This is a genomic window from Hyalangium gracile (assembly GCF_020103725.1).
Taxonomy (GTDB): Bacteria; Myxococcota; Myxococcia; order Myxococcales; family Myxococcaceae; genus Hyalangium; species Hyalangium gracile.
This window is the reverse complement of record NZ_JAHXBG010000006.1, coordinates 159,239-178,102: the sequence shown is the minus strand read 5'-3', so window position 1 is coordinate 178,102 and position 18,864 is coordinate 159,239. Positions and strand designations below refer to the sequence as shown.

The following is an 18,864-nucleotide window of genomic DNA, read 5'->3' as shown; positions in this document are numbered from 1 at the left end:
CGCACTTCCGCCTGCTCCTGAAGGGACGGCGTTTGGATGCCATCGAAGTCATTCACGTACCAGCACTCCCGTAAACTACGGACCCGATGAAAGAGGCCTACTACGCAGGGGTCTATTGGTCGGCACGCCAGGAGAGTGCCGAGTCATGCGCTCGACGCGCACAGGTCTTCTTCAAGACCCTGGCAGCCTCCGATGAGTTCTTCGCCGACTGGTTCATCCCGCCCAGGTCACGCAAGCAGGCCCCGAGGCCCCTCGACCTCGAGCTCGCCACACTCCAGGAACTCTTCGAGCAGACGAGGACACGCAATGACGAGGGCGGTGTCATCGAGGATCTTGGCTTCGGACTCTCAGCGGATAACGGCATGCGTCCGGGCAAGCAGCAAGGTGATCATGCTTCCGTCGAAGTCCTCTGCGGATGCTCCGCGGCGCCCGTAAGCAACCTGTGCCTGCTCCACCTGCCCTCCACGGGTCCGCACCTGGAGCGCATGCTGACTGTCCCGATGCTCACAGCCATCCTGCGCGCCATGGTCGTGGCATGGGATCCAGACTCAGGCGTCGTCAACTCCAACGCCTATGCGTTGCGGAACAAGGCACTCCCCGCGCATCCGAGTGCCGGCTGGATGATCTATCTCTCGCGACGCCTGGGCCCGCTCCCCCCACTCCCTGCTCCCGTGCGCGTCGAACCTGTCGATGATCGAGGAGCTCTCCTGATCCTCACTCCGGACCACTTCACCGTGGAGAACGCCGAGCATGTAGCGCTGGCGGATGACATCCAGGCCTTGCTGAACCGCATGGACTGAGAGTGCCTTCCAGGAAGCCGCCCATCCTGCGCCCCCCGAAGAAACCGCCTTCAGCCCTCCCGTGGGATCCGCGCGCTCCGTGCCTTCCGTGTCCTCGGGCACACGGGCACAATCCCCGCCATGAGAGACACCGCCGGCCTCTGGTTCGTCCTGGTCTCCGCGCTCTTCATCCTCGTCCCCCTCTATTTCATCTGGCGGGTGTACAAGAAGCAGCTCGCGGCCTGGGCCGAGTTCGCTAGCCGCCATGCTCTGCACGCCCAGAAGCTCCGCATCGAAGGCTCCTACGAGGGATACCAGCTCACGCTGGAGACCCAGCGGCGTGGCGGCGGCAAGCAGAGCTACACGGTCACCGTGCTCCGCCTCTCGGTGGGCGACTCGCTTCCCCCCGACTTCTCCCTGGAACGCGAGGGCCTCGGCGACAAGATACTCAAGGTCCTCGGCAGCAAGGACGCGGAGCTCGGCGACCCGGAGTTCGACAAGCGCTTCAGCCTGGCGAACCTGTCAGAGGAGACGGCCGCCATCCTTCGCCGCTCGGCCGTCCAGCAGCTCCTCTACGAAATGGTCGACCAGTACCGGGCCTTTCACATCCGCGACGGCTGGATCCACGCCGAGCGCGGCGGCATCCCCTCGACCGCGGACGCGCTGGAGGACCTCACCGGCCCCGCCCTCATGCTGGCCCACACGCTCGAGGAGTCCTCCCGGCGCCTCAAGAACCAGACGCGGAGCTGAAGCTCAGACGGTGATGTGCCCCTCGAGATAGAGCACGGCGCGCCCGGCGATGAGCACCCGCTCGCCCTTCTCCTCGCACCGCAGCTCCCCGCCGCGCGCGGACACCTGCCGAGCCATCAGCCGCGCCTTGCCCAACCGCTTCGCCCAGTACGGCACGAGCGAGCAATGCGCCGAGCCCGTCACCGGGTCCTCCGGCACGCCCACGCGCGGAGCGAAGAACCGCGAGACGAAGTCCACGTCCGTCCCCGGCGCCGTGGCCGTCACCGCGAAGACGTCCAGCGCGGCCAGCCGGGCCATGTCCGGCCGCAGCGCCCGCACCTCCGCCTCCGAGTCGAACACCGCCACCCAGTCCCGCGACGCCAGCACCTCCCGAGGACTCGCCCCCAGCGCCTCTGCCAGCGCGGGCGGCGCCGAGAAGGGCCGAGGCGGCCGGGAGGGAAAGTCCATCACGAGCCAGTCCCCCTCCCGCGTCACCACCAGCGGCCCGGAGCGCGAGGCGAACTCCACCCGCTCCAGCCCTGGAGAGACGTGCTGGAAGAGCACGTACGCCGCGCCGAGCGTGGCATGGCCGCACAGGTCCACCTCCTGCGCGGGAGTGAACCACCGCACCCGCCAGCCCTCCAGCTCCTTCACGAAGAACGCCGTCTCCGAGAGGTTGTTCTCCAGCGCGATGGCCTGGAGCGTGGCATCGGGCAGCCACGCCTCCAACGGCACCACCGCGGCCGGGTTCCCGCCGAAGACGTGAGAGGTGAAGGCATCCACCTGGAACAGGTTCAGGCGCACTCCTGGGTCCTTTCTTGGCCGCTCCCCGTCTGCAGGGGCGCCAGGCCGAGCGCCTCGAAATAGAGCGCGCGGACGCGAGCGGCAAGGGCCACCTCATCCGTCCCGAGCGACTCCGGAGGCAGCGGCGGCAGCACGCGCACCCGCACCGTGGCCCACGCCCCCATCCGCGGCCCGTCACCCTCCAGGATGTCCGTGGTGCCCTCCAGCACCACCGGCACCACCGGCACCTGCTCCTCGATGGCGAGCCGGAACGCGCCGCGCTTGAAGGGCAGCGGATGGCGGACCGGGGCGTAGGTGCCCTCGGGGAAGATGAGCACCGCCACCCCGCGCCGCAGCCACCCGCGACACTCCTCCAGCATCCGCTCCATGGCGTGCACGTGCCCACGCTCCACGGCCACGTAGCGCATCATCGACATCAGCCAGCCCACCATGGGCACCTTGAACAGCGAGGACTTGGAGACGAACTTGAACGGGTGGAACAGGCCCATGGCCGCCACGATGTCCATCGCGGACTGGTGGTTGGCCACGAAGACGGCCGGGCCCTTGGGCAGCAGCTCGCGCCCCTCCACCCGCACGCGCCAGCCGGGCCACGCTCGCAGGTAGAGGTAGTGGCACCAGCGGCACACCAGGGCGTGCAGCAGGGCCTGGTTCTTGTCGAACGGCATCGACACGAGCCACAGCAGCGTCCCCAGCACCGTGCACACCGGCGCGGTGACCAGGAAGAAGAGCGTGAACCCGATGGTGACGAGGTACTTCCGCATGTCAGGAAGAGGAGGCCTGTGCCCGGATGTGACGAGGTGCCCGCCCGCTCACCGTGACGGCTGGCTCACGTTCGCGGAGAAGGTCATCGCGTAGTTCACCTCGAGCCCGCCGTCGACGACGATCGTCTGCCCGTTGATATAGGAGGAGGCGGGCGAGCACAGCCACTCGATGGGAGCGGCGATCTCGTCCGGGCTGGAGATGTGGCCCACGGGGACGGAGTCCTTCACCCGGGCCTCCAGCGCGTCCCACGCGTCGCCCATGTAGAAGCGGCTCGAGTCCGTGTCGATGTAGCCCGGGTTGACGGCGTTGACGCGGATGCCGGTGCCGGTGAGCTCGGCGGCGAAGTACTTCACCAGAATCTCCATGGAGCCCTTCATGGCGCCCAGGAAGCCATGGAAGGGCAGCGGCATGCGCGAGTCCATGCCGGACACGGCGACGATGCGGCCCTTGCGGCCCTCCATGAGGGGCACGGCGCGCTGCACGCCGAGCACGAAGCTCTTCACCGTGACGTTGAACGTCTTGTCCATCTGGTGGAGCTTCATCTGCATCAGCGGAACGAAGGCGGTGGAGGCCGCGTTGGCGACGAAGACGTCCAGCCCGCCGAACTCCTGCTGGATGGTGTCGAACACGCCGTTGAGGCTGGCCGGCTCGAGCTGGTCGGCCACCACGGTGCGGCAGCGCCGTCCGAGCGCCTCCACTTCCCGGGCCAGCGCGGCGGCGGCGTCCACATCCCGGCGGTAGGTGGAGACGATGTCATAGCCCGCCTTGGCGAGCCGAAGGGAGACGCACCGGCCCACGCCTCGCGAGCCACCAGTGATGAGCGCCACGGGAGAAGTCATAGGCCCTGGGCATACCACTTCCTGGCCCTCCCGGCTGAGGGGCGAGCGAAGGGAAGCAGGGACCTCGGCTGCCTTGCCGCCATGGGGGCGAGCCACTAGCGTGCGCCCCGTGCAACTTCCTGGGGTTCTACAGCGCTTCCGGCAGTGGGCGGAGCGCCCGTTCGAGCCGCTGCGGCTCGACCGCACGGATGCGCTCATCCTCCTCCTCGTCTGCGCCTGGGGCCTGGCGATGCTCGCGCCCGGGCTCGGGCACCCGGGCATGCACGACTGGGACGAGACGCTCCATCAGACGGCCGCGCGGGGGACGTATGACTCCTTCTTCTATCCGCACTTCTACAGCGATCCCCTCTACCCGGTAGCGCCGCACGACTGGTGGGGCGCCGCGGTGTGGCTGCACAAGCCCATCGCGCCGCTGTGGTTCGGCGCCACGATGATGCACCTCATCGGCGTGACGCCGCTGGCGATGCGCATCGGGGCGCTGCTGGGACAACTGGGCGCCGCGGTGGCCATCTACCTGCTGGCCCGGAACGCCGCCGGCCGCGCGTGGGCGGGCCTGGGTGCGGCCGCGTTCCTCTCGCTGCCATTCGGGTGGATCCTCACGCAGGGGCTGCTCTTCGGGGACTCGTACGACTGCATGCTGGTGGGCTTCGTCAGCCTCACCGTGGTGCTGCTAGTGCACACCATCGAGAAGGACTCCTGGCGCTGGGCGGTGTGGACGGGGGTGGCGCTCGGGCTGGGGCACCTGACGAAGACGGTGCTCGCGCTGGCGCCGCTCGGAGTGGCGGGGGTAATGGTGGGCCTGAGGTGGATCCGCTTCTCCAAGGGCCTGCGCTTCACGCACCTGCTCATCATCGGCGGGGTGGCCCTGCTGGTCGCCGGACCGTGGAACCTCTACGCGGCGCTGAAGTGGCCCGAGGTGTACCGGGCGGGCATGGAGCTGACGTTCGGGCACATCGAGGCTCCTCCACATGTGGACGTGGGCGGCTGGCGCCGGCCCATCGACGCCATCTTCGTGGAGATGCTCAACAACGAGTTCGCGCCGATGGGCTCCATCTTCCCGGTGGTGGTGGGCGTGTGGCTCATCATCCGCGGCGTGCAGCGGCGCGAGACAGCCATCATCGTCACCGCGCTCTGGCTGTGGTCCACGTGGATCACCCACTCGTTCATCTCCGTGAAGGCGCCCGGGCACGTGTGGAATGCCGCGCCGGCGGTCCTCGTGGCCATGGCCCTCATCATGGCGGACACCTGGCGCGTCCCGGTGGTGGGAGCGGCCACCCTCATGGCCCTGCTCACCCCGAAGCTCATCGCGCTCTTCCCGTCGCTCGCCGCCATCCGGTCGTTCGTCCCCGAGAAGCTGCCGCAGGTCCGCACCACGCCGGGCCTGGCGGAGGGCCTGGTGCTCGCGGCGGGAGCGGTGCTCATCACCTGGGGCCTGCTCATCGCCACGAGGCGGGCGCGTCCATTCCCGACCACGGTGAGCATCTGCTGCGTGGGCCTGCTGCTGCTGACGTTCGGCTACGAGCTGCCGGTGATCATCCGCAAGAAGCCCGAGGAGCATCGCCAGGAGCTGCTCACCAGCTACGAGCGAGAATTGGGGCTCGCGTTGGATCGGACGCTGCCGAAGAAGGCCGTGCTGTTCCAGGCCATCGACCATGATCCGCCCCGCGTCTTCGAGATCCACGAGTCGATGTTCTGGAGCGGGAGGATGACCTACCGCAGGCCGGTGGACCTGCCGGCGGCGCACGCCAAGGGCTACCACGCGTACATGACCTCGCCAGCGGCCGAGCCCTTCGTGCCGGTGCCGGGCGTGCCGGCGCATGCGTGGATGCGAGCCTATGACGCCGAGGCGCCCGCGAGCCCTCCACCGATCCCCGAGGGGGCGACGCCGGTGGACCTCCAGCTCGAGGGAGCGATGCGGGTGCTGGGCTTCGCCTCGGGCCCGGTGGACGGGAAGACAGACAAGTGGGTCTTCTTCATCCGCCCCGAGGGAGTGCCTCATGGGCTGCAGGTCACCTTCATCATCGAAGGCAAGCGTCCCCAGACGCTCCAGCTCGAGCCCGAGGCGTCACTGCGGAATCGAGACCGGCTGGCCGGAGTCTCCTGGTTCATCCTCCCGACGCTCGGCCCGCCCCGCTCGCGCGTGCGCGCCATCGAGCTCGGCGCCGAGCGCAAGCGCATCACCCTGGAAGCACCACCTGTCGGCTCCAAGTGAGCGTCACGGCGGCCGAGGGTCACATGGATCCTGATCAGATGAGCCACGCTGGGCGGATGAGACTCGTCGGGCTGTCCCTTCTGCTCCTGGGCGGGTGCGCCACTCCGGGAGCCCGCGCAGACCAGACGGCGGACTACGGCTTCATCGAGGGCAGCCGTGGAAGCATCTGGGTGAGGGGGCCATGGCCAGCGATTCAGCCTTCCGCCAATGCCGACGAAGTCATCGACCAGCTATGTCCGGCCATTCTCGAGCAGCCTCGCGCACGAGGCCGGGACTACGGACAGGAGTACTGCGGTGCCATCTACTCGCTGGGAGAGGGCATCTACTATGCAAGTATGCCTTCACCGCTGGGGAAGATGGAGCCTGTGGGTCCGTCCAGGCGCAAGTCCTGCCTGCCACCCCTGGAAGTACGAGACACCCGAGGCAGGTCATCCACCCTCGCAGACTTCCACAGCCACCCCTGGGCGCCCTCTCCCATGTCCAGGGTCGACACGGCGGAGAGAAACCAGATCTGGCTCGTCCGCATCCAGTTCGACTCGGCATGTCACATCCAGAAGCTGCTCCCCTACCGCTATGAGAACCGACCGGGCGAGCTTTACGAGCGCCTTGGAAAGGGGTGGAAGCTCATCGGATACATCTACCCGGAGGACAAGGCGTCCGGACGCATCACCTCCGTCACTCGCGAAGAGGAGTCTCCTTGAAACCACACATCCTGTTCGTGACGTGTCTCACCTTCCTGGGCTGCGCCACCTCGCAGCGCTCCATTCCTCACGTGGCCGCGGAAGAGGCGGCCTGGTTCAAGGTTCCAGCGACCCTGCCTGACACGGGGAGGCAGACCATTCCAGGCGTCGTCGCCACGGCCATTCAACTGGCGATGGACGACTTCCTCCCGCGAGACCTGGGTACGCCGAAGGATGCCGGTCCACAGGCCCTCTGCCTTGCCCAGCGCCAGTCCTATGACGTGGAGGCAGCACCCGGCCCGGAAGGAGTCGTCTGGGTCAGCATCCATCCAAGTCCAGGAGCCTGCCGACAGAGTGGCCCTCTTCTGGACACGGGAAGCGCCACCTATGCCGTGGACGTCCAGCAGTGGCGAATCCTCGCCGTCCAGCATCCTTGAGAGAGGGAAAACCATGTGGCGCATCGTGCTCTGCTCTCTCTCGCTCAGCCTGATCCCGGGCTGCATGGCGGTGTGGCGTCCCGTACCTCATGCCTCCGCCGAGGAGGCCTCCCGAGTACAGTTTCCCGTGGCTCTTCCCACGGAGGGGCTGCTGCGCCTCGAGGGAAACACCGCCGCTGCCGTCCTGCTGGCGATGGACGATTTCCTTCCCTGGGATACCCAGCCTCCACCAGGAACAGCGCCTGAGGCCATCTGTCGCTATCGTCGCGAGTCCTATGACGTGAGCACGGCCCCAGGGCCCATGGAGACCATTCTGGTCCGCTTCGCCATCAACGACGCGGCGTGCCCGCCTGCGCCCTCGTCCACGGTGGACCCCGCCACGGGGCTCCCACCGTTGGAAGTCACGACGTACGCCATCGATATTCGTACGATGCGCATCCTCACCTTCGCGCTCGATATCGAGCGCCGCGCTCCCACCGAGTCTCGCCCAGAAACAAAGGGATGATCCGCCCCATGCTTCCCCCGCTGAGAGCAGCAAGTGTCGCCTGGTACGTGACGGGCCGCTTCTACACCACGGCCGACAAGGCGACGCAGGACCTGGGCTACTTCCTCCACCTCCAGGGCATCACGGGCGACCTCTTCGACGGCGCTCCCGGCGAGCAGACGGCCCACTTCACCTTCCGGTCCGCCCCGTTCAAGGCCCGCCCCGTCACCAACGGCGATCTCTCCCTGGGGCTCGACGCCACGGGCGACTTCACGCTCTACCTCAAGCGCAAGCCCGGCGCGTCCTTCGACAAGCCCGACTCGTTCTCGGACGGCGAGCCCATCGCGACGTTCCGCCGCGTCAGCGTCGTCATGGGCGCTACCCTCAGCGCGTCCCAACACGCGAAGCAGAGCGAGCTGCTGTCGCTCAACGTCTTCACCGCCGCCCTCATCTGGAGCCAGGAGTTCGAGTTCCGAGGCGCGCGCTACGATCTCAAGCAGCTGCTGCCCTACGGCATCACCCAGTGGGGAGACGCCAGCCCCACGCCGCTGGCCGCTCCCGCCGGCTTCGCGCAGTCCTTCGCCTTCGTCGGCTCCGCCATCGCGCTCGGGAAGTGACGGGACGCTCCTGCCCGGCAGTCCCGGGCCCTTTCAGCCTGAGGACAGAACCTCTCAAAACGAGAGTCACCCCCAGGACGATTCACGGGAAATCAAGCCCTTGGCCCGTGGCACATCGGTTGCTCTTCCGGTAAGGCGTCCCCTCTTCCAGGAGAAAGCCCATGTCGAAGTCGCTTACCGTCCTCGTCACCGGTGCCACGGGTCAGCAGGGAGGCGCGGTCGCTCGCGCGCTCCTCAAGAAGGGGCACAAGGTCCGCGCCCTCACGCGCAAGCCGGACTCGCAGGGCGCGCTCGAGCTCAAGAAGCTCGGCGCCGAGCTGGCCATCGGCAACTTCGATGACCGCGACTCGCTGGTGAAGGCCATGACGGGCACGGACGCCGTCTTCATCATGAGCACGCCCTTCGAGGCAGGCATGGACACGGAGACGCGCCAGGGCATCTCCGCCGTGGACGCCGCCAAGGCCGCGGGCGTCAAGCACGTCGTCTACACCTCCGTGGGCGGCGCCAACCAGAAGACCGGCATCCCCCACTTCGACAGCAAGTTCCGCGTCGAGGAGTACCTGGTGAAGTCGGGCCTGCCCCACACCATCATCGCCCCCGTCTTCTTCCGCGAGAACCTCGTCAGCCCCATGTTCGGCGGAGGCCTCAAGCAGGGCGTCGTCGCCATGGCGCTGCCCGCGAAGCGTCCGCTGCAGCAGATCGGCGTGGACGAGATTGGCGCCTTCGGCGCGCTGGTCATCGAGCGGCGCGAGGCCTTCCTCGGCAAGCGCATCGACCTGGCCTCCAACGAGCTGACCGGCGAGCAGGTGGCCCAGGCCTTCTCGAGCGCCTCCGGCAAGCCGCTGAAGTACGTGGAGGTCCCCCTCGCCCAGATGCGCGCGATGAGCGAGGACATGGCTCTCATGTTCGAGTGGTTCGACAAGGTGGGCTACAACGCCGACATCCCCGCGCTGCGCCGGGACTACCCCGAGGTCGGCTGGCGCTCCTTCGAGGAGTGGGCGAAGGCCCAGGACTGGAAGCGGCTGCTCGCGTAACCGCTCCGACACTGCGTGCCTTTCCCGAGCAGCCGGAGGCCAAAGCCCTTAAGGTAGGCCTCCACCGCCTCAGTCCCGGAGGAAGCCAGCATGGATGCCCAGGGCCTGCATATCTCGACGACCCCTCGCGAGGGCGATCCCATCGTCCGCGCGGACCGACCCGACCCATGCACCGTCGTGCTCTTCGGAGCCACCGGGGACCTGGCCCAGCGCAAGCTCTTCCCGGCCCTCTTCGAGCTGGCGCGCGCCGGGCTGCTGCCCGAGTCGTTCGCGCTGGTGGCCTTCAGCCGCTCCGCGCATGACGACAACGCCTTCCGCGCCCAGGTGAAGGAGGGGCTCCAGAAGTTCGCCCGCACCCAGCCGCTGGATGAGGCCACCTGGGAGCGCTTCGCCTCGCGACTGGAGTGCATCGCCGGAGACTATGACGACCCGGCGGCCTTCACCCGGCTGCGCGAGCGGCTGGACGCCGCCGAGAAGCGCTTCGGCACCCAGGGCAACCAGCTCTACTACCTGGCCACGCCGGCCTCCACCTTCCGCACCCTGCTCCACCGGCTGTCCGAGGCGGGCCTGCTGCCGCGCGAGGAGCAGCCCGACCAGCGGCCCTGGCGGCGGCTCGTCATCGAGAAGCCCTTCGGCCGGGACCTGGAGACGGCGCGCGAGCTGAACCGCAACCTGGCCTCCGTGCTGGACGAGCGGCAGATCTTCCGCATCGACCACTACCTGGGCAAGGAGACGGTCCAGAACATCCTCGTCTTCCGCTTCGCCAACCTCATCTTCGAGCCACTGTGGAACCGCAACTACGTGGACCACGTGGAGATCACCGCGGCGGAGAAGCTGGGCATGGAGGGCGGCCGCGGGCGCTTCTATGACGAGACGGGCGTCATCCGCGACATGGTGCAGAACCACCTGATGCAGGTGCTGGCGCTGTGCGCGATGGAGCCTCCCACCTCGTTTGGCGCGGAGGACATCCGGGACGAGAAGAACAAGGTGTTCCGCGCGCTGCGCTCGCTGGATGGCAGCGACGTGGCCACGCACGTGGTGGCGGGACAGTACCGGGGCTACCGCGAGGAGCAGGGCGTGGAGAAGGACTCGCGCACGCCCACCTACGTGGCCATGAAGATGCACGTGGACAACTGGCGGTGGAAGGGCGTGCCCTTCTACCTGCGCGCGGGCAAGCAGCTGGCGAAGCGGCTGACGGAGGTGTCCATCCACTTCAAGGCGGTGCCCATCAGCCTGTTCAGCACCAGCGATGCGTGCCAGCGGCTGCAGCCCAACGTGCTGCGGCTGCGCATCCAGCCCCAGGAGGGCATCGCCCTCTCCTTCGAGTCCAAGGTGCCGGGCGAGGACGTGAGCATCGCCGGCGTGAACATGGACTTCACGTACAAGGAGGCCTTCGCCCAGCCGGTGCCCGAGGCCTACGAGCGGCTGCTGCTGGACTGCATGCGCGGCAACGCCACCCTCTTCGCGCGCAAGGACAGCGTGGAGCAGGCCTGGGCCTACGTCACGCCCATCCTCCGGGCGCTGGAGTCGGGCGTGGGCGGACACATCCACGAGTACGAGCCCGGGAGCGCCGGCCCGGATGCGGCGGCGGCGATGCTGGCTCGGGATGGGCGGCGCTGGACGGTGCTCAAGTGAGCCGCCCCGCCCCCGTCGTGGTGGAGACGGCGAAGGAGCTCGAGCTGCGGGCCGCGGAGTGGCTGGCGGGTGCGCTCCGGGAGACGCTCGCGGATGGCGGCCGGTGCAGCATCGCCCTCTCCGGAGGAAAGACGACCGGCCCCATCTACCGCACGCTGGCGATGACGACCCTGGACTGGGGCCGGGTGGACTTCTACTTCGCCGACGAGCGCTGCGTGCCGCCAGACCACCCGGACAGCAACTACCTGCTCGCGGAGCAGAACCTGCTGCGGCCCCTGGGCGTGAAGCCCGAGCAGGTGTTCCGGATGGAGGGCGAGCGGGAGGACCGGGACGCGGCGGCGCGGGCGTACGAGGCCGTGCTGCCTCCCGACCTGGATGTGGTGGTGCTGGGCATGGGGGAGGACGGGCACACCGCGTCCCTGTTCCCGGGACATGCGGCGCTGGAGGAGCGGAAGCGGCGCGTGCTGGCGGTGGTGGGGCCCAAGCCTCCGCCCTGGCGGCTGACGCTGACGATGCCGGTGCTGCAGGGTGCTCGCAAGGTGCTGTTCGTGGTGTCGGGCGAGGGCAAGCGGGACGCGGTGCGGCGGGTGCTCGTCAAGGACGAGGACCTGCCCTCGGCGCGAGTGACGCATGCGGTGTGGATGATGGACAGGGCGGCGGCGGGGCAGTGAAGCAGACGCGGCTCCGCCTCCAGCGCGGAGCCCCAGGAGAACCCGATGACTTCAGCAGCGAACCCTCAGGGCCAGTTCCAGTTCGGCGTGGCGGGCATGGGCGTGATGGGCGCGAGCATCGCGCTCAACGTCGCCGACCGCGGCTTCAAGGTGGCGGCGTGGGACCGGCACCCGGAGAAGATCGACGCCATCCACGCCAGGCACGGGCACCCGGAGATGAAGGGCACCGGCTCGCTGGCGGAGTTCGTCCAGATGCTGGAGCGCCCGCGCCGCATCCTTCTGATGGTGACGGCGGGCGCGGCGGTGGATCAGATGATGGACCAGCTGGCGCCGCTGCTGTCGCCGGGGGACGTGCTGATCGACGGCGGCAACTCGTGGTTCCACGACACGCAGCGCCGCGAGAAGGCCTTCCGGGAGAAGGGGCTGCACTTCATCGGCATGGGCGTCTCGGGCGGTGAGGAGGGGGCTCGGCACGGCCCGTCGCTGATGCCGGGCGGCCCCGCCGAGGCGTACGGGCTCATCCGCCCGGTGGTGGAGGCCATCGCCGCGCGCGCCGAGTCGGGCCTGTGCGTCACCCACGTGGGCCCGGATGGCGCGGGGCACTTCGTGAAGATGGTGCACAACGGCATCGAGTACGCGGACATGCAATTGCTGGCCGAGACGTACGACGTGCTGCGCCGCGGCCTGGGCCTGTCCGCGGACGCGCTGGCCGACACCTTCGCGAAGTGGAACGAGGGCATCGCCGAGTCCTTCCTGCTCGAGACCACCATCAAGGTGCTGCGCAAGAAGGACACGGAGACGGGCAAGCCGCTGGTGGACCTGGTGCTGGACAAGGCGGGCCAGAAGGGCACGGGCAAGTGGACGGTGCAGGTGTCGCTGGACCTGGGCATCCCCGTGCCGTCCATCGCCTCGGCGCTGGATGCGCGCAACCTCTCGTCGATGAAGGACGAGCGCGTGGCGGCCAGCGGCAAGCTCCCCGGCGCGCAGGTGGCGCTCACGGACGAGGAGAAGGCGAACCTCGTCTCCTGGGCGCATGACGCGCTCTACGCCGCGCGTGTCGTCACCTACGCGCAGGGGATGCGCCTCATCCAGGCTGCCTCCAAGGAGTACAGCTGGAACGTGTCGCTGGCGGAGATGGCGCGCATCTGGCGAGGCGGCTGCATCATCCGCGCGAAGCTGCTCAGCCCACTGCGCGAGGCCTTCACCCAGCAGCCGGACCTGCCCAACCTGGTCGTCTCGGACGCCTTCGCGCCGGTGCTGACGAAGCTGGCGCCGGCGTGGCGGCGGCTGGTGGGCACGGCGGTGCGGGTGGGCATCCCCGTGCCGGTGTTCTCCTCGAGCCTGGCCTACCTGGACAGCTACCGCAGCCCCGAGCTGCCGCAGAACCTCACCCAGGCCCAGCGCGACGCCTTCGGCGCCCACACCTACCAGCGCCGCGACCGGCCCGAGGCCGGCTTCGTCCACTCCGACTGGAGCTGAGCGGCCGGGCCCCGTCCCCTCCCCTCAGGAAGGCTTGAGCGTGCCGCGCAGCTCCGCGCGGCGGATCTTCCCGCTCACCGTCTTGGGCAGCTCGGTGACGAACTCGATCTCTCGCGGGTACTTGTACGGCGCCGTCGTCCGCTTCACGTGCTCCTGGAGCTCCGTCGCCAGCTCCGGCGAGCCCCTGAAGCCCGGCGCCAGCACCACGTACGCCTTGATGCGCTGGCCGATGCGCTCGTCCGCCACGCCGATGACCGCCGACTCCGCCACCGCCTCGTGCTCCAGCAGCGCGGACTCCACCTCGAAGGGCCCCACCCGGTAGCCCGACGTCTTGATGACGTCGTCCGAGCGCCCCACGAACCAGAAGTAGCCGTCCGCGTCCTTCACGGCCCGGTCTCCCGTCACGTACCAGTCCCCGCGCCGGCAGGCCTGGTTGGCGGCCTCGTCATTCAGGTAGCCCTGGAACAGGCCCACCGGACGCTCGGGCGCCACCCTCACCGCGATGTCTCCCTCCTGCCCCGCCGGGACTTCCTTGCCGCTGTCGTCGATGACCGCCACCGTGAAGCCCGGTGACGGCTTGCCCATGGAGCCCACCCGGGGCTCCAGCGCCGGGAACATCCCCACCACCATCACCGTCTCCGTCTGCCCGTAGCCCTCGCGGATGTGCAGCCCCGTGGCCTGCTTCCAAGAGTCGATGACCTCGGGGTTCAGCGGCTCTCCCGCGCTCACCGCGTGGCGGATGGAGGACAGGTCGAACTTCGACAGGTCCTGCAGCACGAGGGCCCGCCACGCCGTGGGCGGCGCGCAGAACGTCGTCACCTTCCGCGTCTCCAGCACCTTCAGGATGCGCGCCGCGTCGAAGCGCCCTCGGAAGTCATAGACGACGTTGCACGCCCCCTGGCTCCACGGCCCGAAGAGCTTGCCCCAGGCGCACTTGGCCCAGCCCGTGTCCGACAGCGTCAGGTGCCGGTCCTCCGGCGTCAGGTCCAGCCAGTAGCGCCCCGTCACCACGTGCCCCAGGCCGTAGCTCGCGTGGGTGTGGAGCACCAGCTTCGGCATGCCCGTGGTGCCGGAGGTGAAGTAGATGAGCATCGGCTCGTCCGCGCGGGTGCGCTCGAAGGACAGCCCGTGCGCGCCCGTCCCGGAGCCCGGCTCGTACTCGACCCACGGCGCGGGCGCCTTTCCCACGCAGACCCAGTTCTCCACCCTTCCCGAGCCCACCAGCCCCTCGAAGCGATCCAGGCAGCTGGCGTCCGTGATGACCGCCTGCGCATCCGACGCCGACAGCCGGTAGCGGATGTCCTTCGGCGTGAGCATGGGCGTGCCGGGCATGAAGACGATGCCGGACCGGATGCAGCCCAGCACCACGAACCACCACTCCGGCACCCGGGGCATGAGGACGAACACCCGGTCGCCTCGCCGCATGCCGAGGCTCGCCAGGAACTGCGCCGCGTGCAGCGAGTGCTGCCTCAGCTCCGCGAAGGTGAAGCGCCGCTCGTTCCCGGCCTCGTCGCTCCATAGGAGCGCCAGGGCGTTCGGACGCTCCTGCGCGTGGCGGTCGATGACATCCGTGGCGAAGTTGAAGTGCTCGGGCCGCTCCCACTGGAAGGATCGGCGCACGGCCTCGTAGTCGCTCATGTTGCGCGGGGACGCAGGGCTCATCACCAACCCCCTCCAGGAAGAGTCCACGGCGAGCATGGCATGGGCCCTCGGACCCGGCGGCGCTTTTCGAAATCGGCGGACACCGAGCGGACAGTCGGGCCGCTCCACGCCCGCTCCACCCACGGCCTCCACGAGCCAGCCCGGAGAGCTAGCAGCCGGTGCTTCGAGCCTCGATTCGAGGCTGTAGGCCCCTACCTACACAAGCCCGAGCGCCGCGCATTTCTATGAAATCAAAGGGCTTTCGCGCTCTCTCGGTGGGGCACGAGGGAGCCGAGCCCGTGCCGTGTCACATGGCGCTCCAGCGAGCCAGGCGGGGCTCGAGCGGCAGGGGGTTGGCAGCCGAGAGCGCCGGGAAGGGTTCTTCCGCCCCATTTGTCCGAGGTCCGCTCACGAACGAAAGGAGCAGCATTGTCGCGTTTCCTCCGACTCGTCCCACTCCTGCTGGTGCCCACCCTCGCCTCCGCCTCCACGGTGTGGAGGGGAGACTTCGAGACAGGCAACACCTCTCAGTGGACGCGGCAGCAGAGCGTCGCCTCGGACCGCCTCCTGGTCGTATCGGATGTGGTGCGCGAGGGCCGGTACGCCCTCAAGGCCACCGTGAAGAAGGGGGACAACCCCATCAACGCGAGCGGCAACCGCAACGAGCTGCTGTACCTGAGCCGCGAGACGCCGGGCCTCGACTACTTCTACAAGTGGAGCACCCTGTTCCCCCAGGGGTACCCCTCCGTGAACAAGTGGCAGGTCTTCGCCCAGTGGCACCAGGACGGCTGCTGCGGCTCGCCTCCGCTCGAGTTCTACCTGGTCGGCGAGGAGATGCGCCTGCGCGTGGGTGGCAGCTCGGGGAAGATCCTCTGGCGGGCGCCGCTGAAGCGCGGCCAGTGGAATGACTTCGTGCTGCACGTGAAGTGGTCGCCCAATCCCAAGGTGGGCTTCGTCGAGCTGTACAAGGACGGCCAGATGGTGGTGCCCAGGACGATGGTGGCCACGCAGTTCGGCAACGAGAAGAACTACCTGAAGCTGGGGCTCTACCGGGATGCGTCCATCACCCAGACGGCCAGCGTCTACCACGACGGCTTCACCATGGGGACGACGCTGGAGGATGTGATGCCTCGGCCCGTCACGCCGCCCGTGGTGCCGCCCGAGCCGCAGCCGACGCCGCCCTCGACGCCGGTGGTCGAGCAGCCGGTGACCACGCCTCCGTCGAACACGCCCGTGAACACGAACCCGGTCCTGGATGTGCCGCAGAGCCACACCACCCTGCCGGACAACGCGGATGATCGGCCGGGCGACGTCGGGTACGGCCAGCCCCAGGGCTGCGGCGCTTCCGCCAGCGGAGGCCTGCCGATGATGGCCGCGGCGGTCCTGGCCGCGCTGGCCCTGCTCGCTCGACGCCGGCCCGCCCCCGTCAAGGCTCGCGCGCCGAAGCGCTGAGGCGCCGGGTCGCGGACGCCCCTCCCGCTCACTGTTCGGAAACGTCGGGGGTTTCCTCCCCCTGACTCCCGACGTTTCTGGACAGTGACGGCCGTGCCCCTCCCCAGGGCAGGGCCCGAGTGGGTGGGATGTCGTGGAGCCCCGGTGAGGGGCCGCGTCCTCGTCACCGTCGTGGAGCTGCTCTCCGTCCGCTGGGATGCGGAGGTGACCCGGACGCCGCGGCGCCGCTTCCTCGGCGGGGCCTGCTGAGCCTGTCTCAGGGCGTGGTGCACTGCCGCCGCGTGGCCTCCAGGGTCGGCGTGTCCATGGCCCGGAGCGTGCGCGGAGAGATTCTTTGGAAGCGCTCGCACTTCTCGCGCGTCTCCGGCTCCGAGCGCAGGTAGCGCGTCGTCACCTCGGCCGCCTTCTCGGGCTGGCCCTTGCGCAGGTAGAGGCGCTCGAGCATCACGTACGTCTCCTCGGGCTTGGGGTTGATGTCCACCTGCCGCTCCAGCTCCATGAGGGCCTCGTCCACCCGGCCCTGCTGCTCCAGCTCCACCGCCCGATCCAGGTGCTCCGTGTTCGTGCAGTAGGGGCGCAGCTCCTGGAGCTCACGCTTCACCTGGGGCCTCGCCTCGACCAGCCGAGGATCGACGCTCTGGAGGAGCAGACAGCGCTCGGCCCGGCGCTCGCCCTGCATCTGGTCCATCACCGTCTCCAGCACCTGCGCCGCCTGCTGTGGGCGCTGGGCCCGGGCCAGCGCTCCGGCGAACCGCAGGTTCTCGTGGGCCTCCTGCCGATCCTTCACCGGGCTCACCTCCAGGTGCCGCTGGTAGACCCGGGTCGCCTCGTCCGGCTTCCCCTGCCTGAGCAGCCCCCAGGCGAGGTCCTGGTGGGCGCGAGCGTGCCGCGGGTTCAGCTCCACGGTGCGCCGCAGCAGTGACATGCGCTGGGCGTCATCCTTCCGCCGCATGCTCAGCTCGTAGTAGGGCCGGGCGTCGCCTACCCTCTGGTCCACCAACCGCTCGAAGATGTCCGTGGCGCGCTGCTGCCAGTTCCGCCGGGAGCGGGACTCCGGTCGCTCCTGGAAGGAGCGGTTCCAGCACGCCTGCGCCAGCGCGAGCTGCACCTCCACCTGCTCCGGGTTCTCTCGCGCCGCCACCTCGAGCTGGGAGATGGCCTTCTCGCACAGCTCCGCGTCGTAGCCGTCCGACTGGCAGCCCTGCTCGGCCAGCCGCATCCCCTCGCGCGCGGCGGCGGACAGGGGCGCCGCCGTGGGAGGACGAGTCGTCGGCGGAGGACGCGCCACCGAGCGCGGTGGAGGCTGGGCCCAGGCCAGCCACGGCAGGAGCGCCAAGAGGGCACAGGACAGGTACAAGGCTTTCATCATCGAGGCTCCTCGCGCGCTTCAGCGCTGGATGTGGACGTGGTCCGCCGCCACGTCGTTGCAGTCGAGGAACGTGGCCGCGCCGCGCTCGGTGAAGGAGTTCCCCGTGCCGACGACACGGTCTCCGGCCGCCTCCATGACGCACATGAGCTGTCGCGCGTCCTTGCCCCGCACGGTGAGAGCGCGCGGATCGAGATCCAGCGCCCGGCCCCGCGTGTGGCGGCTGTTGAGCGACCGGGAGCCGATGACCCGGTTGCGCTGCGGGTTGCGGTAGGCGCTCGTCACCAGCTTCGAGAGCTCCACCCGCACCTGGCGGTTGTTGGCGAGCGTCTCGGCGACACCGTTGCGGCCGGCGAGGATGGGGCCCGAGCAGGCGCCGTTCACCCGCGGCCCGACGCAGACATCATCGCCCTGGGGATCCGTATCCCCGAGCGGCCCGGCCTCCAGCACCGGCGGACCGGGGGAGACCACCACCGTGTTCGGCTTCAACCCTCGGGTCCTCACGGGCTGCTCCTGCACGTCGTCGTTGAGGATGCGGTTCACCTCCTGCTCCACCTGGGTGAGCAGCTCCTCCAGCTTCCCTTCGTCCTCCTCCACGATGAAGGTGTAGTTGCCCGTGTTGAGGAGCGCGCGCCCGGGGACAGAGATCTGCGTCAGGCGTGGCCGGAAGCTGGTGCCGTAGTCGGCGTACTCCTGCCGCACGATGTCCACCTCCTCCTGGCGGATGAAGGTGGTGGGTGGCAGGCGCGCCTCCAGCGTCTGGCCCTCCACCGTGGCGGTGGCGATCACCTCGTACTCCAGGGGCGGATTGGGCTGCCGGCTGCCGGCATTCCCGTTCGCCGAGCTGCCTCGAAAGGTGAACTCCTTGCCCTCGTGGGTGGCGGGTATCGCGGGGCCGGTGTGCGCTCCCACCGGGCGCACCGTCCAGCGGATGTGGTCCTCCGCGCCGTTGGGCGCGTTGACGAGGCGCGCGCGCACGGTGATCTCCTCCTCGGGCGAGAGGAAGGAGGTCCTCGGCGCCGTCTGGCCCGTAGTCTTCGTGAAGGCCTCGGTGATCTCGAGCGCCACCCGCCGCCCACCGCCGCCGCCCACCCGGGCGTCGTCCTCGGCCAGCGGGCCGCTGCCGCCCGTCCCCTCTCCTCTTCCACACGTGCAGCCGGCGACGATGCCGGCGCAGAGCACCCACGCGAGTCGCCCCGCTCTGTCCAGTCTCATGGCCTGCTCCCTCGATGGGGCCCTCCCG

Annotated in this window: 18 protein-coding genes; 12 read left to right on the top strand and 6 right to left on the bottom strand. The window is 69.1% G+C overall.

Going from position 1 to position 18,864, the window contains the following annotated elements; all coding sequences use genetic code 11:
- Positions 1 to 86: 86 nt before the first annotated feature.
- Together KY572_RS13740 and KY572_RS13735 are read left to right on the top strand one after the other, a co-directional pair.
- Entirely contained in the window at positions 87 to 800 is a 714-nt protein-coding gene (locus tag KY572_RS13740; RefSeq protein ID WP_224243051.1) for an Imm52 family immunity protein, read from the top strand.
- Positions 801 to 920: 120 nt separating this feature from the next.
- Positions 921 to 1,529 carry a hypothetical protein gene (locus KY572_RS13735; RefSeq protein ID WP_224243050.1) on the top strand — a complete coding sequence of 203 codons (609 nt, stop codon included), beginning with the start codon at positions 921 to 923 and terminating at the stop codon, positions 1,527 to 1,529.
- A gap of 3 nt (positions 1,530 to 1,532) precedes the next feature.
- On the opposite strand, the gene KY572_RS13730 is transcribed toward KY572_RS13735, so the two are convergent.
- The 3 genes from KY572_RS13730 to KY572_RS13720 are packed head-to-tail and all read right to left on the bottom strand — an operon-like array spanning position 1,533 to position 3,913.
- Positions 1,533 to 2,312 carry a PhzF family phenazine biosynthesis protein gene (locus KY572_RS13730; RefSeq protein ID WP_224243049.1) on the bottom strand — a complete coding sequence of 260 codons (780 nt, stop codon included), beginning with the start codon at positions 2,310 to 2,312 and terminating at the stop codon, positions 1,533 to 1,535.
- Positions 2,303 to 3,073, bottom strand: coding sequence for a lysophospholipid acyltransferase family protein (locus KY572_RS13725; RefSeq protein ID WP_224243048.1), 771 nt, complete (start codon positions 3,071 to 3,073; stop codon positions 2,303 to 2,305). The genes KY572_RS13730 and KY572_RS13725 overlap by 10 nt, the downstream gene beginning before the upstream one ends.
- 48 nt (positions 3,074 to 3,121) lie before the next feature.
- Positions 3,122 to 3,913 carry an SDR family oxidoreductase gene (locus KY572_RS13720; RefSeq protein WP_224243047.1) on the bottom strand — a complete coding sequence of 264 codons (792 nt, stop codon included), beginning with the start codon at positions 3,911 to 3,913 and terminating at the stop codon, positions 3,122 to 3,124.
- Between the two features lie 100 nt (positions 3,914 to 4,013).
- Here KY572_RS13720 and KY572_RS13715 point away from each other — a divergent pair, with 100 nt between their 5' ends.
- The 9 genes from KY572_RS13715 to gndA all read left to right on the top strand — a co-directional run bounded on the left by KY572_RS13715 (position 4,014) and on the right by gndA (position 13,162).
- Positions 4,014 to 6,125 carry an ArnT family glycosyltransferase gene (locus tag KY572_RS13715; protein ID WP_224243046.1) on the top strand — a complete coding sequence of 704 codons (2,112 nt, stop codon included), beginning with the start codon at positions 4,014 to 4,016 and terminating at the stop codon, positions 6,123 to 6,125.
- 476 nt (positions 6,126 to 6,601) lie between these two features.
- Positions 6,602 to 6,826 (top strand): hypothetical protein, encoded by a 225-nt coding sequence (locus KY572_RS13710; RefSeq protein WP_224243045.1) that lies wholly within the window; start codon positions 6,602 to 6,604, stop codon positions 6,824 to 6,826.
- Entirely contained in the window at positions 6,823 to 7,242 is a 420-nt protein-coding gene (locus KY572_RS13705) for a hypothetical protein (RefSeq protein ID WP_224243044.1), read from the top strand. Before KY572_RS13710 ends, KY572_RS13705 begins: the two co-directional genes overlap by 4 nt.
- 301 nt (positions 7,243 to 7,543) lie before the next feature.
- Positions 7,544 to 7,747: a hypothetical protein gene (locus KY572_RS13700; RefSeq protein WP_224243043.1), complete on the top strand. Its 204-nt coding sequence runs from the start codon at positions 7,544 to 7,546 to the stop codon at positions 7,745 to 7,747.
- A gap of 8 nt (positions 7,748 to 7,755) precedes the next feature.
- Positions 7,756 to 8,343: a hypothetical protein gene (locus KY572_RS13695; RefSeq protein WP_224243042.1), complete on the top strand. Its 588-nt coding sequence runs from the start codon at positions 7,756 to 7,758 to the stop codon at positions 8,341 to 8,343.
- A gap of 161 nt (positions 8,344 to 8,504) precedes the next feature.
- Entirely contained in the window at positions 8,505 to 9,377 is an 873-nt protein-coding gene (locus KY572_RS13690) for an NmrA/HSCARG family protein (protein WP_224243041.1), read from the top strand.
- A gap of 90 nt (positions 9,378 to 9,467) precedes the next feature.
- Positions 9,468 to 11,012, top strand: a complete 1,545-nt coding sequence (zwf, locus tag KY572_RS13685) for a glucose-6-phosphate dehydrogenase (protein WP_224243040.1) — start codon at positions 9,468 to 9,470, stop codon at positions 11,010 to 11,012.
- Positions 11,009 to 11,683 carry a 6-phosphogluconolactonase gene (gene pgl, locus KY572_RS13680; protein WP_224243039.1) on the top strand — a complete coding sequence of 225 codons (675 nt, stop codon included), beginning with the start codon at positions 11,009 to 11,011 and terminating at the stop codon, positions 11,681 to 11,683. The genes zwf and pgl overlap by 4 nt, the downstream gene beginning before the upstream one ends.
- Positions 11,684 to 11,728: 45 nt before the next feature.
- Positions 11,729 to 13,162: an NADP-dependent phosphogluconate dehydrogenase gene (gene gndA / locus KY572_RS13675; RefSeq protein ID WP_224243038.1), complete on the top strand. Its 1,434-nt coding sequence runs from the start codon at positions 11,729 to 11,731 to the stop codon at positions 13,160 to 13,162.
- Positions 13,163 to 13,186: 24 nt separating this feature from the next.
- Here gndA and KY572_RS13670 read toward each other — a convergent pair whose 3' ends face one another.
- Positions 13,187 to 14,824: an acyl-CoA synthetase gene (locus tag KY572_RS13670; RefSeq protein WP_224243037.1), complete on the bottom strand. Its 1,638-nt coding sequence runs from the start codon at positions 14,822 to 14,824 to the stop codon at positions 13,187 to 13,189.
- 408 nt (positions 14,825 to 15,232) lie between these two features.
- Here KY572_RS13670 and KY572_RS13665 point away from each other — a divergent pair, with 408 nt between their 5' ends.
- Entirely contained in the window at positions 15,233 to 16,255 is a 1,023-nt protein-coding gene (locus KY572_RS13665) for a polysaccharide lyase (RefSeq protein ID WP_224243036.1), read from the top strand.
- A 256-nt stretch (positions 16,256 to 16,511) separates the two neighbouring features.
- Here the strand turns inward: KY572_RS13665 and KY572_RS13660 are convergent, their stop codons facing one another.
- Both KY572_RS13660 and KY572_RS13655 read right to left on the bottom strand, forming a co-directional pair.
- Positions 16,512 to 17,624, bottom strand: coding sequence for a tetratricopeptide repeat protein (locus KY572_RS13660; RefSeq protein WP_224243035.1), 1,113 nt, complete (start codon positions 17,622 to 17,624; stop codon positions 16,512 to 16,514).
- Between the two features lie 18 nt (positions 17,625 to 17,642).
- Positions 17,643 to 18,836, bottom strand: a complete 1,194-nt coding sequence (locus tag KY572_RS13655; protein ID WP_224243034.1) for a D-Ala-D-Ala carboxypeptidase family metallohydrolase — start codon at positions 18,834 to 18,836, stop codon at positions 17,643 to 17,645.
- Positions 18,837 to 18,864: the final 28 nt, after the last annotated feature.